Here is a 16719-nt window from a genome sequence, read left to right as displayed (position 1 = left end):
AGTTAATTACATATAAAACTTAAATCAAAACCGGTTCCGCTAATCAGAGCCTGAATACTTAACATTTTGCAGATGAAAGTAGACGTACTTCTAGGCCTTCAATGGGGTGACGAAGGTAAAGGAAAAGTTGTGGATGTACTCACCCCCCGTTACGACGTAATTACGCGTTTCCAGGGAGGTCCCAACGCAGGTCATACCCTTGAATTTAACGACATCAAACACGTACTTCACACCATTCCATCCGGGATTTTTCGTGGCGATAAAATCAACATCATCGGTAATGGTGTAGTCATTGACCCCTGTATTTTTAAGAAAGAAATCGACTCGCTGAAGAAAATAGGATTCGATATCACCGGAAATTTATTCATTTCCAAAAAGGCGCATCTGATTTTGCCAACACATCGACTCTTAGATGCTGCTTCAGAGGCAGCCAAAGGTGAAGGAAAAATCGGTTCCACGCTGAAAGGAATCGGTCCAACCTACCGCGATAAAATTGGCCGCGAAGGTCTTCGTGTGGGCGATATTCTCAGCAATTTCAAACAGAAATACAATGATCGCGTTAAGCAGCATGTCGATCAATTGAAGAATTACTACCATTACGATTACGAAGCAGAACTCGCAGAATACGAAAAAGAATGGTTTGCTGGCATCGAAACCTTGAAACAATTCCAACTGATTGACAGCGAGAACTACATCAACAATCTGCTGGCCACCGGTAAAACGGTAATTGCCGAAGGAGCCCAGGGAACGCTACTGGATATCGATTTTGGCTCCTACCCGTTTGTTACCTCTTCAAATACAGTTTGTGCCGGTGCTTGTACCGGACTGGGGATTGCTCCCAATAGAATTGGTGAAGTATTCGGAATTTTTAAAGCGTACTGCACTCGCGTTGGAATGGGACCTTTTCCAACAGAGCTTTTCAACGACGAAGGCCAGAAACTTCGGGACAAAGGAAACGAATACGGTTCAACAACCGGCCGTCCCCGTCGTTGTGGCTGGCTCGACCTGGTCGCGTTAAAATATGCCATCATGATTAACGGGGTAACCGAACTGATCATGATGAAAGCAGATGTTCTGGACGAATTCGAAACCATTAAAATTTGTACTGCTTACCGCATTGATGGGAAAGAGACAGATGAATTCCCTTACGAGCTGGACGAACATGTTGAACCTGTTTTTACCGAATTACCTGGATGGCACACCGAAATCAGCCACTTCACGCAAGAGGGCGAATTTCCGGAAGAACTGAGTTCATATATCAGTTTCATCGAGGAACAGGTTGGTGTTCCCATTCGCATTGTATCGGTGGGTCCGAACCGGTCTGCCACAGTTATCCGTGAAATTATATAATCACCAATACACTCAGGAATCCCGGCTTAACCACCGGGATTTTTTTTACCCTTTTTCCAGCATCTCCATCATCTGAAATGTATGTATATTATGATTACTACATACCCAGATCTCCTACAGTCAGCCTCTCGAAAAATCAGTAGAAATAGCTTGTTTAGTCAATTTATCAGTATATTTAACGTTTAACATCCTCCACGATATATTATGCAGACATTAAACGACCATTTGGGACTATATACCGACTTTTACGAACTCACCATGGCCCAGGGCTATTACTTTTCCGGGAAGAAAGACGAACAGGTTACATTCGACTATTTTTTCCGGACCAATCCGTATGACGGAGGTTACCTGGTTTTTGCAGGTTTGGGTGAAGTTCTTCGCTTGCTGAAACATTTTAATTACTCCGATTCAGACATCGAGTACCTGAAAAAAACCGGATTACACCCAGATTTTGTCGAATATCTACGGGATTTTCGCTTTAGCGGGAAAATCATTTCCATGAAGGAAGGAGAAATCGTTTTTCCGGGTGAACCGTTGCTGCGTGTCGAAGGAAATATTATTGAAGCACAACTCATTGAGACCATGCTACTCAATTTACTCAATTTTCAATCGCTGGTAGCAACTAAAGCGTTTCGAATCAAACATGTCAGCAAAGCGAAGACATTTGTCGATTTCGGACTCCGACGGGCGCACGGCCTGGGAGGCATCCACGCATCCAGAGCTGCTGTAATCGGTGGTGCATCTGCCACTTCCAACGTATTTGCCGGAAAAGCATTCGATATCCCTGTTTCCGGAACACTGGCTCATAGCTGGATTCAAAGTTTCGATGATGAGCTAACGGCTTTCCGGACGTTTGCAGAAGTTCATCCTCAAAATACCGTGTTGCTGGTCGACACTTATGATACGCTGAAAAGCGGGGTCCCAAACGCGATAAAAATTGCCAAAGAAATGGAAGCCAAAGGGCAGAAAATGATTGGTATCCGGCTCGACAGCGGTGACCTTGCCTATTTAAGTAAACGAGCCCGAAAACAACTTGACGCAGCCGGACTGAATTACGTCCAGATTTTTGCCTCCAACCAGCTCAACGAACACGTGGTTAAAAGTCTCGAAGAGCAGGAAGCCCCCATTGACGCCTTTGGCATTGGTACTGAGATGGTCACAGGGAAGCCCGAAGCTGCGCTCGATGGAGTTTACAAGCTGGCCGAATGTGACGGAACTCCCCGAATGAAAATTTCGGAGAATATTGAGAAAGTTACCCTTCCGGGGAAAAAAGAAGTCTATCGCTATTACGATGAAGAAGGATTTTTCTTCCGGGACGGAATTCTGCTGGCCAACGAAGATCCCAACGAAGCAGAATACATTTATCACCCGCATCATCCCGAAAAATTTACCCAGGTTTCACATCTGAAAAGGGAAAAATTACTTCAGGTTGTATACGATAATGGGAAGCTAACTGATGAGACACCATCGCTCGCTAAAATTCACGAGTACCTGAAGACTCGTGCAGCACTATTGCCTTCCGAACACAAGCGTTTTATCAAAGCTCACATCTATAAAGTTGGAATTTCGAAAAACTTGTATAATTTACGATGCGAGTTAATGAAGAAAGTGGATAGCAAACTCTGTCAGACCGAAATAAAACCGAATTAATGGAAATCATTCGCCCGACTTTAGTACTTGACAAAAAGAAATGCCTGTCGAATATCGAGTTCATGGCCAATAAGGCCAAAGCCAATAAACTTCGTTTCAGGCCACATTTTAAGACTCATGTGTCAGCAGAAGTAGGCTCCTGGTTTCGCGATTATGGAGTCACTGCCATTACGGTATCGTCCGTTCAAATGGCCGAATACTTTGCCGAAAATGGATGGGATGACATTACCATTGCCTTTCCCATCAATCCGCTTGAGATGGAGAACATCAACGCTTTGGCAGCAAAGATTAAACTGAATCTTGTTGTTGAAACACACGAGATCCTAAAAATTTTAAATAACAAGTTAACCTCACCTGTTGAGTTTTATGTGAAAATTGATACGGGTCACGGACGAACCGGAATTGAAGCTGACCGGGAAGGGCAAATAGAAAGTTTGCTGGAGTATGCCTTGATTTATAAGGAAAACATAAAATTCAGAGGATTTCTTTCTCACTCCGGCCATACATACAAAACGAAAGCCCGCCATACCATCTATAATATCCACTTTGATGCACTGATGAAGCTGAACCAGTTAAAAAAGAAATTTTCGCCGGTATTTCCCGACCTGGAAATTTCGATTGGAGATACACCGGCATGCAGCATCAGTGATGATTTTCGCGGAGTTGACGAAATTCGGCCGGGCAATTTTGTATTTTACGATTTGATGCAGCAACAGCTTAGTGCCTGCGAGTATGACCAGATTGCTATTCGAATGGTTTGCCCGGTTGTTTCCAAGAATCAGTCGAGGAACGAAATAGTCATCCATGGCGGTTCCGTGCATTTTTCAAAAGACTATATCATGAACATCGATGGGAAGAAATTGTACGGACGCATCGTCAGAAGGGACGGAAATAAACGTATTCTTTTAAACGAAATGAATTACCTGCACGACCTTTCGCAGGAACATGGCATATTGAAGGTCTCGCCGCAAGAGTTTAATAAATTTAAAATTGGCGACCTGGTCGAAATTCTTCCGGTGCACGCCTGCCTGACAGCACATGCAATGGGATGGTATTTCACTGATGAAGGCGAGATAATTGACACCATGCCCAGATATTAACAAGCAAAACAAATAGATAACAAAAAAAGCTTTCCCCGTTTGAGGAAAGCTTTTCTAATGCTTGTAAGGAATTAATCCTTTATTTTTCTTCTACATTTTTCAGTGTCTCAACCAGGAAGTCCCAGAATTTGTTCACTGATTCAATGTGTACTTTTTCATCGGGTGAGTGAGGAGAACGAATGGTTGGACCAAACGAAATCATATCCCAGTTGGGATATACTGCGCCCAACAGACCACATTCCAGTCCGGCATGGATAGCCTTAATTTCTGGCACTTTACCAAACTTATCATTGTAGATTCCCTGCATTTGCTTCAGAATAGGAGAAGCCATATTCGGTTTCCATCCCGGGTAGCCGCCGGCAAATACAACCGTTGCACCGGCCAGCGAGAATACACTGTCGATACGCTCGGCCAGATATTGCTTAGCTGTGTCAACTGAACTACGCAGCAAGCACTGAATGCTTACGGTACCGTTTTCAGATTTAACCGAAGCCAGATTCGTTGAAGTCTCCACCAGTCCAGGCATATCATCGCTCATGCGGATAACGCCATTCGGACATGCATTCACCGAGTCAATCAGACCATCCTGAACCGCCTCGTCAATCAACGATTTAGGCATCTCTGTTTCATTGGCGACAAAGCCTAGGTTCGGTTCACGACTGCTCAACTCAGCTTTATAAATAGCTTCATATTCAGCAACAGCTTTTTTCAATGCATCAACATTCTCTGCGGGAACAACCACCTTAGCCGTACCTTCGCGGGGAATGGCATTGCGCAATCCACCGGCATTGATTCCAGCCAAACGAACATCCAGCTCAGTTACCGCATACTTCAGGAAACGAACCAGTAATTTATTGGCATTCCCCAGGCCAAGCGGGATATCCATTCCTGAGTGTCCGCCTTTTAGTCCGGAAACAACCAAATCAAAAGCTTTCACGCCAGAAGGAACAACTACCTGATCGTATTCGAATTCGATGCTGGCATCTACACCACCGGCGCAACCGACATACAATTCACCCTCATCTTCCGAGTCCATATTCAGGAGAATATCGCCTTTCAGAACATTCGGTTGTAAACCAAAAGCTCCGGTCATACCTGTCTCTTCATCGCATGTAAATAAAGCTTCCACCGGTCCGTGAGCAATATCCGTTGCCGCCAGAACGGTCATCGCAGCAGCTACACCAATTCCGTTATCTGCTCCGAGCGTGGTTCCTTTGGCCGTAACCCAGTCTCCGTCGATGTATGCGTCAATCGGATCGTTCTCGAAATCGTGTTTGGTATCGTTATTTTTTTGCGGTACCATATCAAGGTGTCCCTGAAAAACCACACCTTTCCGGTTCTCCATACCGGGAGTAGCCGGTTTGCGAATGATGATATTACCAGTTTCATCCTTAATGGTCTCCAGTCCGAGCGACTTTCCGAAATTCATCATGAACTCCTGAATCCGGGTTTCTTTTTTTGACGGCCTTGGAATTTGGGTCAACTGATAAAAATGTTCCCAAAGTGCTTTGGGCTCCAGATTGGTAATCTCTTTACTCATAATTTTCAATTATAATAATGTTTAAAACAGATTTTCTAATGTCCTGAACAGCGAATGAATAAAGGAAGTTTCTTTTGAATCCTTAAAAATAACAAATCAAGAGGATGTTTGGCCTGTCAAAACTCATGATTTCCCGGAAAGGGAACAACAAAAAAGGGCCAACCGGAAAACGGTCAGCCCAATGGATTTATCAATATGCTGAGGTATTAACTCTCGATATTTGGTTTCTCGAGTCCGTAACCTTTTATACGATCTTCCCGTTTCAGCAAGAAGGCAAATAACAAGGCCAGAACCCCCAGCAGCGTAAACATGAGAATATCGTACTGATAGTCATACCGGATATTCAGCTTCTCTTTGGTCACAACTTCAAAAGTAGCCTTTTTGAAGGTGGAGCCCATTTTATCCAGTACTTTCTCCTGAGATACTCCTAATTCAGGACTACCAAGCATGTTGAGATTGTTGGCAACAATTGAATTTTCGACTTTCTCCACATTGATCTCGCTTTGCGGAGTTGGAACATATGAAACTGACTCAACAATTGAATCGACAACACCACTGGTTGTTTTCTCAATCGCAATATTCAGCGCTTTTGCGTCCAGTGTAATATTTTGTTCCTGCAGTGCTTTGGTGTAACTCATCTCAACAGCTTTTCGAATAACTGTTTTATTCGGTGAAACGTTGGGATTGGTTGAATTTAACACAACACCTAAGAGAAGTGGAATCGCCATAAGGCCAATATTCTGGATGAAGAAGATAACGGCATAAGCAGTACCCAGCTGTTTTTCCGGAATAATTTTCGGTACCGATGGCCACATAGCTGAAGGTACCAAAGAGAAGGCAATACCCAGAATAACCACCATAGCGGCAGCAAAAATCCAGTTGTCAAGGGTCGGAATAGAAAGAAATCCATGTACCACAATCAACATGATAGCACCAATGATCATGATGGTCGCACCTTTTCCTTTCTTATCGTAAATACCACCAAAGAACGGAGTCAGGAAGATGGTTCCGAAAGGCAACAAACTCGGAATCAAACCTGCCAACGACGGTGACACATGGTATTTATTGATAATGAAGTCCGTTGCGTAGAATAAGAACGGGAAAACCGCACCGTAAAAGAGAACACAAAGGATGGCGATATACCAAAACGCTTTGTTCGAAATGATCATCACAATATCCTTCAGGCGGAATGGTTCCTCTTCTTCAACTTCAATGTGCTCTTCCGATTTATCGAGTTTTGTATCGAGTACGATATAGGTGATAAACGCGATGACTCCCAACAGCATCAGGATGAATGCAAATGCCACAGGAGCTCTGTAAGTAAAATGAAGAGCCAATGGCAACGAAATAGCCAATGCTAAAGCGGTTCCCAAACGGGCAATTGACATCTGCAATCCCATCGCCAATGCCATTTCTTTCCCTTTGAACCATTTCACAATCGCTTTTGAAACCGTGATTCCGGTCGCTTCACTTCCTACTCCAAAAATGGCAAATCCAATGGATGAAAGAAGCACTTCTGTTTTGATACTTCCAATTAAAGGAAGAGTCACCTGAGCACCAGCGGGGAAAGGCGCTGTAATGGCCCAATAGTTCACACCTGTGCCGACAACCATTAAAACGGTAGCGCCTAAACCTGTAATCTTAATTCCCAACCGGTCGAGAATGATACCGCTGAAAATCAACATCAGAAAATACACATTGAACCAGGCATAGGCAGAGGTGTACACACCAAAATCAGAACTTGTCCACCCCAAAGCACTTTCCAGAATTGGCTTCACAGGCGACAAAGCATAGTTAAAGTAATATGCACCAAACATCGAAAGAGAAACGACTACCATGGCCGTCCATCTCGCTTTTGGTGATTCCCTCAACGATTTACGAATTGCTTCAGTCATAATTATCTATTTACTTACTTATAATATTTTCCTATTGGCAGCCCAAAATACAATAAAAACCGGAAGATATTCTGCTCAATAAAGGCGATTTACGTCATATTCAGACAAAAAAAACATTACATTAAAAACATAAATCCCTAAATATCCACAACTTATATAGAAATCCATTCTTCAACAACGTGTTGGGAAACATCCGGGAAATGGTATGGGGACAAAAAAATGCGGACAATTGTCCGCATTCGATATATTTATTACTGTTCCTCTTTATTTTTTTCCATTATTCTTTTTACTCTCTGAATTGCTCCGGTAGCCGGATGCAGCCGGATATCATAATTTCCGTTAAGCAGTCCTTCAGGAATCGGGGCCACTTTACCAAACTGCCCAAGCGTCAGATGAGATTCCAGTAAAATATGGGTTCCATCCAAAAGTCGAACCCCGGCGTTTCCGGGAATCCGGTAAAACAAACCACTGTTACTCGTTTCGGGTGTAGCCGTTTGCTGACCCGCTACCTGACCGTTACTTTTTTCCAAACTAGTATTCCGGTCAATCTCCAACATCACCGGTTTTCCGGAGAGATCGGTTGTCGGAACCACCCCTTTGGATGTTGAAAACCTAAAAACAATCGCACTCTTTCCATTTTTTGCATCAGGTACGACATTGAAAACATAGGTGTGCTTTGCTTTATATGACTTCCCGATGAAAAGTCCGACATATTCCTTCTCCAACTTGTCCAGTTGAGCCACCATGGTATTGTAAGCTTCTCCGTCAGGCAAAGCCTTATCGTACCCGAAAGCGAGCGATTTGAATTTTCGTTTCCTGATTTTGGTAATATCATGAGCGGTTTCCAAAGCTTTTTGCTGCAAGGTCTTTTCGGTAAACTGATCGGCGGGAATAGTGTCCACTTCATTCAGAAAAGAATGCATGGAACGATCGGGCCAGGGCTCCTCCGGAACCTCAACATCAGGAGTGTAAACTGAACTGGCTACGTCTTCTTTTCCCGATTTCACATCGCTGTTAATGCCAATCAAAACACCGTCTTCCGTCAGGCTTAAAGCCGAAGCAAACGGTCCCGATGCAGTATGGACTTCTGTAGGATCGGGCTCTCCGTAAGTACTCAGGCTGACATTCGTAATCTTCCAGCTTTCCCTGTCAGTCGAGGGTGCATTGGGGATACCCAGATACTTGTCGGCATACTGATAATACGGGCCATGAATAAATTTCACTTGCTCCACTTCAACGGTTACCCGTATACCTGTTTCCGGCAACGAATACACAACTCCTCCGGTAAAAGGCACTGGTTTTTCATCTTTGGGCGATGCCATTACCTGTCCGGCAACAAACAGCAACCCCAACAACGTAAGATATATGCTTTTCATTTCTTTTAAATTATTCATTAAACCAAATCGAATCTGCAGTTCATTGTAAATTCCCAACCCGGGAAAACACAAAATTCTGCTTTCTCCTTTTCATTATTAGGGGGCATTCATTTCCGACTCTAAAAAACACCAGCAAATCAATTTTCAGTTTCTCTTCCTGTGAAGAGAGATTATCAGAAACAAATATCCCCAAATTTGACAGTTTTTTTTGCTTTCACAAAATCTTTAAGAATCTTTAAGTGTGGCAAATGCCAACCCCAAATGTTGAGTGATATCTCCGGCCAGTAATGCCTCCTGAGAACTCTCTTCCACAGCTAAATCAGCCGCCATCCCATGAAGAAAAACGCCCAAAATGGCTGCATCTTTAGCAGCATATCCCTGCGCCAGCAAGCCAAGCAGAATTCCGGTCAGAACGTCGCCGCTGCCGGCAGTAGCCATTCCCGGATTACCGGTACTGTTGAACCAGCAGGTTCCATCCGGGCAGGCAATTGCCGTGTAAGCTCCTTTCAGCACCAACACAACTCCATTGTCTTTGGCAAAATCGATTGCCAGTTGCAAACGTTCGTATCCACATTCGACCGGATGTGTCAGCCGGGCAAACTCACCGGGATGCGGTGTCAAAATCGTTTCAGGGGGTAGTAACTTCAGCCACTCCGGATTTCTTGCCAACAGGTTCAAACCATCCGCATCGATAACCATCGGCTTTTTCAGCTCTTCTTCCAGCATTCGCTGAACACCGCGCCCCGTATTGCACTTTGTATCCAGTCCGGGCCCAATACCAATCGCATTGAAAGGAGCCAAATCCGGATTCTGGGTAAACATCAAATCCGACTGATCGATGCTCGCCATGGCTTCCGGAATGCTGTTTTGCAGAATACTGTAACCCAGCCTCGGAACATGCGTCGTAAGCAAGCCAACGCCCGAACGCAGGCAGCCGCGCGAGGCCAGAACAGCAGCCCCCATTTTTCCGTAACTACCGGCAATCAGCAAAGCGTGTCCTAAGTTTCCTTTATGAGCAAAAGTTCTCCGGTCCTTTAAAAGTTTTCGGGCTACCTGATGGTCTGTATAGAAAAAGGGGGTCTCCGTTTTCTCAATGGCATCGGGATGCAAACCGATATCCTGCACAACCCAGCTTCCGGTAAACGGATCATTTTCCGGCAGGAGAAAACTGATTTTCGGAAACTGAAAAGTAAGCGTCACATCGGCCCGAATAATGGCATCCCGATCATTTTCACGGTTGTCTTCCCCCATCAGTCCCGACGGGATATCGATGGCAACAACCGTGGCACCGGAAGCATTGATGTGTTTGACAACTTTCGCCGGCAAACCTTTCAACGGCCGCGACAAACCTGAACCGAACAAGCCGTCAATCACCCAATCGGTGGATTTTATTTCCGGCATTGGCGAATCGGCATCGATGTAAGAAATCCGGGTACGGTTTTGTTGTTGCAAACGCTCCAGGTTACTATTCGCCGAGTCAGACATCTCCTTTCCCAAATCAAGTATATAAACCTCGATGCCGGAAAGCGCCCACGCCAGCATTCGGGCAGCGGCTAACGCATCGCCACCATTATTGCCCGGTCCCACAAAAAACACCATGTGCTGGTCGGGCTCGGCGTGATGCAAAATCCAATCGACCAAGGTGGAAGCTGCCCGCTCCATCAAATCGATATCGGAAATGGGTTCATGCTCGATGGTATACTTATCAATCCCGGCAATCTGGCTGGTCGCAAAAAGTTTCATAACAATCGATTTTTATCTTCGGAAGTCGTTTTAACAATCATCCGCTTCTGTAATACACGTTGAACGAATTTACAAAATCGGGAGCGCTTTTCCTCATGACTACCCCCGGATGCTGGTCATTTTCTTTCTAACAACATATCCATGTATGACATGGCTCTCCTTTGCGGAAGAAAAAGTTAATTATATTTGTCCGATTGCTAATTTTCGAACTAATCTTTCAAAATCATAATCTATGCTTAAAGGACATCCGAAAGGACTATATGTAGCGTTTTTTGCCAATATGGGGGAACGCTTCGGGTATTATACCATGCTTGCCATATTTACGCTCTACCTCCAGGCGAAATTCGGTTTTTCGACAGCTACGGCGGGAGACTATTATGGAGGTTTCCTGTTTGGTATCTACTTTTTGCCACTCATTGGTGGTATTATGGCCGACAAGGTGTGGGGCTACGGAAAAACCATTACTATCGGAACGATTGTCATGTTCCTTGGTTATCTCATGTTGGCCATTCCGGGACAAGGGCTGATACTGATGGTCAGCGCCCTTGCTGTTATTTCGTTAGGAACGGGATTCTTTAAGGGAAACCTGCAGGCCCTGGTCGGAAATATGTACGACGACCCAAAGTACAGCGCCAATCGCGATAACGCTTTCAACATTTTTTACATGGGAATCAATATCGGTGCGTTCTTCGCTCCTTCAGCAGCCACCGGTATCAGCAACATGATTCTGAAGAAGAGCGGACTGTTTTACAACGCTCAGATTCCGAACATGGCGCATCAGTACCTTGATGGTAAATTAAAAGACACCACCGAATTACTGAAACTGGCACACCAGCAAATGGGTGATCAATTCACCGATTTAACTCAGTTCAGCCATTTATACCTCGATACGCTCTCCAAATCATACAACGCCGGATTTGCATTGGCCGCCATTAGTATGGTTATCTCACTGCTCATTTTCATCGGATTCCGTAAGTATTACAAAGCTGCGGATGTGACGGAGAAGCAAAAATCGATGGACGTGAACCTGAAAGACAAAATGGTGCACATGACACCGGAGGCGACCCGCAAACGTCTGGTAGCGTTGTTACTGGTATTCTTTGTGGTGATGTTCTTCTGGATGGCCTTCCACCAGAACGGATTTACCATGACGGTATTTGCCCGCGACTATACCGAAAGCATGGTCAGCCGGTTCACTTATATGTTCTTCGACTTAAGTGCATTCCTGCCGTTGCTGTTTGCTATCATCGGATTGATTATGACGTTTAGCCGGAAACTGGCCTCCAAATTCAGGGCGATCGGTTTTGGAGTCTTCGTTGTAGGTTCAATTATTACCGGAATGGTTTACAACAGTTACGATGACACCATGATGATCTCGCCGCAGTTGTTCCAGCACTTTAACCCAATTTTCATCGTCTTCCTGACGCCGCTGATTGTTGGATTCTTTACCATGCTGCGCAAAGTTGGCAAAGAACCTTCCTCACCGAAGAAGATTGGCATCGGAATGATTCTGACAGCCCTTGGTTTTACGTTGCTGATTTTGGCATCGACCAACCTGATGTCGCCCGGAGCGTTGCACGGAAACGTTTCTGATTCACTGGTATCGCCGTACTGGTTAATCAGCACCTACTTCACGCTCACCATTGCCGAGTTGTTCCTGAGTCCTATCGGTATTTCGTTTGTATCGAAGGTGGCACCACCCAAGTACAAAGGTCTGGCCCAGGGAGGTTGGCTCGGAGCTACCGCCATTGGTAACCTGATGGCCGGATTGATTGGAAAATTCTGGGACACGCTGGAATTATGGCAATTCTTCCTCATCCTGGTGGTGATGTGTTTGGTTTCAGCCGCCTTTATTTTCATGATTCTGAAAAGGCTGGAAAGAGCATCGGAAGCTTAATCTATGTTATTATATTTTTTATGAAAGAGAGGCCGCCCGGAAAAAGGGTGGCCTTTCTTATTTCTGGCATACTCTGTTTATTCCTTTATCTTTGTCCCCCATCAAACCATTTTCATATGACAACCCAAGAAGCGCTGGCCATTCTGCATAATACCAAAGATGGAATACCTTTCGAAGCACTGGATTTTCTGTACCATCAACCAACCGACAAAGAGCTGGAAGAGAAGATTATTTTCCACCTGGAGCATGCGTACGACGATTCGCTGATGCTGAAACAAGATGGTCAATATGCCAATTTGCCACTTTGGTATGCGATTCTTGCGGAAGCCCACGCCACCCGGAAAATGGCCGATGCGGTTGTCCAGCTTTTTACCACGCCCGATGCACCCGATTGGGATATTCTGAACGAACAGGGATTATACCTCGTCGGACTGTTCGCAGAGAAATATCCCGAAGTGATTAACACGTTCCTGGATGCGGTAGCGAAAGAGGTAAAGGAAGAGCATAAAACGCCCTATCTTTTTCTGTACGAATGTCTGGCTTTCGCCAATAACAACCAGGCGGAAAAGGTTTCGGCTTTGCTGAAGGATAAAAAAACCGGATGGAGAGAATTATTGGCCGTTCAGGCGGCTGAAGCCGGATTGACCGAATGCGAACCTGCTTTACAGGAATTCTACAAAGAATACGAACAACATACGCAGACAGGCACCGAAGAGAACCGCATCAGGGTAGAAATTGCTTATGCGTTGGAGATTTTGAAGAAAGGTGAAAAGCAACCGAACAGCTACTATTTACAGCGTGGAAACTGGAAGAACCACTATCAGCAGCTGGTGCCTCTGTTTGAAACAGAAAAACCAATGCTGGCCGGAATTACCAGCAATGTAGGGCGAAACGACCTGTGCCCATGCGGTTCGGGGAAAAAATACAAGCATTGCTGCATGAAGAAAATTCAGGGTAACTGAAAAAGAAGTTTCAAAAGCAAAACAACACATTCTTCAGTTTTACAATAGTTTACAAACATTCATTTCACCCCTCCAAACCTCCCCTAAAGGGGCGGCTTAAAGTCCCCTTCAGGGGATTTAGGGGTTTTCTACTTAGGCATCTCCTTGGAATTGCAACTTTTCCAATGCGGAGAATTAATTCGGAAATATAGAAGGTATTCAAGACCAGAAAAAAGAAAAGCCGGCTCAATGAACCGGCTTCAAACTATCTGAGTTTACTTATTTTCCTGCTTTATCCACTTTTGCTTATATGCGTTAGCGAACGTTTTGAAATCAATTGGGTCACGACCGGTAAGCCGGTTAAAATCTTCCGTTACCAGATTCATTTTCCCATTCCGTGCTCCGCTATACAACAAACTCATCACCTTTACGAAAGCCAACGGCTTTTTCTCCCTGATCTTCTGTCGCATAAACATTAGTGTACTCGGGCGGGGATAACGAATTTCCCGATCGAGAACCGAAGAAAGAATTCCTACCAGCTCGTAGTAAGTCATGGTTTGCGAGCCGGTAATCTCATACGTCATATTTTCGTGGCCCGGTTCGGTAAGCACCCGTCCTAATACTTCAGCTACATCACGCACATCGATGTAGTTGACCGGCGTATTTCCGGCAGGGATATACACCTTATTATTCTCCAGAATCTCCTTCCGGTGAATGGTCGTCAGATTCTGCATGAAAAAGCAAGGTCGCACGAACGTGTAACTGACTCCCAGATTCTGCAAATAATTTTCAATTTTGTAATGCGGGAGCAATTTGTTTCGTTCGGCTCCAATGACCGACAAAAACGTGATTTGTTTCACCCCGCGACCGGCCGCTTCATCTAAAAACGGGTAAATATATTTCGATACATCGGAAAGTTGATGTGGCCTGACCAGCAAAATTTTCGTTACACCCTCGAGTGCAGCTGCATAAGTCGAAGGTTCATCAAATTCGAACGGAATGAACTGGCAATTCCCTACACCAATATCATGGTGGGCACGTTCTTCGTCCCGAACCGCAGCAAGCAATTCAACTCCAGGTAGATTTTTTTCGCCTAAGTACTTCAGCGTTGCCAATCCTACATTCCCCGTGGCACCGGTTATTAAAATTTTCTCCATTGCGTACTGGATTATTCCGTAAAGCAATTTACTGTTGAAGGTGAATCTCTTTAACCTGACAAAAGTAATGGATTAGCTGTAAAACCCGATCCGTAACAAAGATTGATTTTTACATAATCAGAAAAAATAATTCCGTTTCCCCTGAAAAACCGCCATCTTCAAGAAATTCACTTCCAACCATTACTACACATTTTACACATACAGAAGGGAAGATCCGGATAATGAATCTTCCCTTCAGAATAAATGATAGGTTGGATTTAGTCACCGGCTACTACACCGGGTTATTGTAAATATCATCAATTAACGTCTTATACTTCTGTGCAACGAATTTCCGTCGCAGCTTCAAAGTTTGTGACAATTCGCCCGATTGCGGCGACCACGCCTCACAAACCAGTTTGAAACGTTTAATCTCCTCGTGCTGGCCCAACATTTTATTGATTTCGCGAACCACTTTCCTGTACTGGTTCATCACCTCGGAAGTACGAACCAACTCTTTATTATCATGAAAATGGATTTTCCGTTCGGCACACCAGTCATGAAGAAGATCAAAATTAGGAGAAATCAGCGCACTGGCAAATTTTTGGTTTTCACCAATCACCATCATCTGCTCGATGAAGAGAGATTCCTTGAATTTATTCTCAATCATCTGAGGTGCGATGTATTTTCCGCCCGACAATTTAAAAATTTCCTTCTTTCGATCGGTAATTTTGAGGTATTTTCCTTCAATTAATGTTCCCACATCACCTGTGTGGAACCATCCTTCGTCGTCAATAACCTCACGCGTCATCTCCGGTTCATTGTAATATCCCAGCATCACATTCGGACCTTTCACCAATATTTCGCCATCTTCAGCAATATGAACCTGAACTCCCGGCAGGACCGGACCATTGGTACCAATCTTCAGCTCCCCGGTTGCGGGATTTGCGACAGCAATTACGGGTGATGTTTCCGTGAGACCGTAACCTTCGAGGGTGCAAATTTTCGCCGCCCCAAACACGCGGGCAATCCGCTCCTGCAACGCAGCGCCACCCGAAACAATGTAATGCACATTTCCACCAAGCGCCTCACGCCACTTCGAAAACACCAGTTTATCGGCAATAGCCAGCTTAAACCGGTATCCCAAACCAAATTTCACCTGGTAGTCGAAACGCTCGGTAAGGGCCAGTGCCCAGAAAAATATCTTTCGTTTTATTCCGGTAAGTTGCTCACCTTTTCCGATAATTCCATCGTAAATCCGCTCCAGCAAACGAGGCACGGTGTTAAACATATGAGGTTTCACCTCCTTCACTGCAGGCATAATCTGTGCAATGGTCTCGATGTAATAAATTCCCATTCCCTTGTACTGAAAATGGTAATTCATCGAACGCTCGTAGACATGACAGAGTGGTAGAAACGAAATAACCCGGTGTTGATCTCCCAATTCGTGATTTTGCGCATGTGCCTTGAAATTGGAGACCAGGTTTCTGTGCGAAAGCATCACCCCTTTGGGTTTTCCGGTTGTACCGGAAGTGTAAATCAGCGTAGCCATCTCGTCCTCACTCATGCTGTTCTTCAGTTCACCTACCACACCACGGAAATGACTCTCATTCGCCTCGCCCAATGAATAAATTTCGCTGATGTGCTTTGCCCCTTCCACCTCGTTAAACGAGAAAATCTCTTCTATTGACTCCAGCTCATCGGCCAATGGCTTTAATTTTTCATACATCTTCGCATCGGAGACAAACAGGAAACGAGCTTCGGAATGAGCTAGAATATACCGGTATTCTTCTTCGCTGATGGTTGGGTAAATGGGGACATGCACACCGCCGGACAAGGCCAGTCCCATATCCAGAAAACTCCATTCCGGTCGGTTACTGCTCACCGTTGCCACGCGGTCGCCTCTTCTTAATCCTAAAGCCATTAAACCATAGGCAATCAGGTAGGCATGACGGGCATATTCTTCTGTACTGTATTTTTTCCATTCGCTCCCTTCTTTCCGGCAAAGAGCATCTTCGCGCGGAAAGTTCTTCAAACAATGATCAAGGATATCGAATGTACGTGTTACTGCACTCATTATAATAGTTCTGAAAT

11 protein-coding genes are annotated in these 16719 nt (G+C 44.8%); 5 read left to right on the top strand and 6 right to left on the bottom strand.

Annotation, left to right across the window (positions count from 1 at the left end):
- Positions 1-72: 72 nt before the first annotated feature.
- From T426_RS0115455 to T426_RS0115445, 3 genes are all read left to right on the top strand, one after another.
- The gene (locus tag T426_RS0115455; protein WP_025864341.1) at positions 73-1350 is read left to right on the top strand and encodes an adenylosuccinate synthase; all 1278 of its coding nucleotides are present in this window, start codon (positions 73-75) and stop codon (positions 1348-1350) included.
- 204 nt (positions 1351-1554) lie between these two features.
- Positions 1555-3000, top strand: coding sequence for a nicotinate phosphoribosyltransferase (locus T426_RS0115450; RefSeq protein ID WP_027585934.1), 1446 nt, complete (start codon positions 1555-1557; stop codon positions 2998-3000).
- Positions 3000-4100, top strand: a complete 1101-nt coding sequence (locus tag T426_RS0115445) for an alanine racemase (protein ID WP_025864340.1) — start codon at positions 3000-3002, stop codon at positions 4098-4100. Before T426_RS0115450 ends, T426_RS0115445 begins: the two co-directional genes overlap by 1 nt.
- A 79-nt stretch (positions 4101-4179) precedes the next feature.
- Here the strand turns inward: T426_RS0115445 and T426_RS0115440 are convergent, their stop codons facing one another.
- From T426_RS0115440 to T426_RS0115425, 4 genes are all read right to left on the bottom strand, one after another.
- A complete protein-coding gene (locus T426_RS0115440) occupies positions 4180-5640 on the bottom strand; it encodes an aminoacyl-histidine dipeptidase (protein WP_025864339.1) in 1461 nt (486 codons plus the stop codon).
- A 206-nt stretch (positions 5641-5846) separates the two neighbouring features.
- Positions 5847-7535, bottom strand: coding sequence for an MFS transporter (locus tag T426_RS23940; protein ID WP_025864338.1), 1689 nt, complete (start codon positions 7533-7535; stop codon positions 5847-5849).
- A gap of 251 nt (positions 7536-7786) precedes the next feature.
- Positions 7787-8911 carry a DUF4831 family protein gene (locus T426_RS0115430; protein ID WP_169737689.1) on the bottom strand — a complete coding sequence of 375 codons (1125 nt, stop codon included), beginning with the start codon at positions 8909-8911 and terminating at the stop codon, positions 7787-7789.
- A gap of 225 nt (positions 8912-9136) precedes the next feature.
- The gene (locus T426_RS0115425) at positions 9137-10654 is read right to left on the bottom strand and encodes a bifunctional ADP-dependent NAD(P)H-hydrate dehydratase/NAD(P)H-hydrate epimerase (protein ID WP_025864335.1); all 1518 of its coding nucleotides are present in this window, start codon (positions 10652-10654) and stop codon (positions 9137-9139) included.
- Positions 10655-10886: 232 nt separating this feature from the next.
- On the opposite strand from T426_RS0115425, the gene T426_RS0115420 reads away from it, so the two are divergent.
- Both T426_RS0115420 and T426_RS25810 read left to right on the top strand, forming a co-directional pair.
- On the top strand, positions 10887-12551 hold the full coding sequence (locus T426_RS0115420; protein WP_025864334.1) for a peptide MFS transporter: 1665 nt from the start codon (positions 10887-10889) through the stop codon (positions 12549-12551).
- Positions 12552-12667: 116 nt separating this feature from the next.
- A complete protein-coding gene (locus T426_RS25810; RefSeq protein WP_025864333.1) occupies positions 12668-13513 on the top strand; it encodes an SEC-C metal-binding domain-containing protein in 846 nt (281 codons plus the stop codon).
- A 254-nt stretch (positions 13514-13767) separates the two neighbouring features.
- On the opposite strand, the gene T426_RS0115410 is transcribed toward T426_RS25810, so the two are convergent.
- Positions 13768-14649, bottom strand: coding sequence for an SDR family oxidoreductase (locus T426_RS0115410; RefSeq protein WP_027585932.1), 882 nt, complete (start codon positions 14647-14649; stop codon positions 13768-13770).
- Positions 14650-14920: 271 nt separating this feature from the next.
- Entirely contained in the window at positions 14921-16702 is a 1782-nt protein-coding gene (locus T426_RS0115405; protein WP_025864331.1) for an AMP-dependent synthetase/ligase, read from the bottom strand.
- Between the last annotated feature and the right edge of the window lie 17 nt (positions 16703-16719).

Origin of the sequence: Prolixibacter bellariivorans ATCC BAA-1284 (assembly GCF_000621705.1) — a bacterium.
Classification (GTDB): Bacteria; Bacteroidota; Bacteroidia; order Bacteroidales; family Prolixibacteraceae; genus Prolixibacter; species Prolixibacter bellariivorans.
This window is presented reverse-complemented; position numbering and strand designations above follow the sequence as displayed.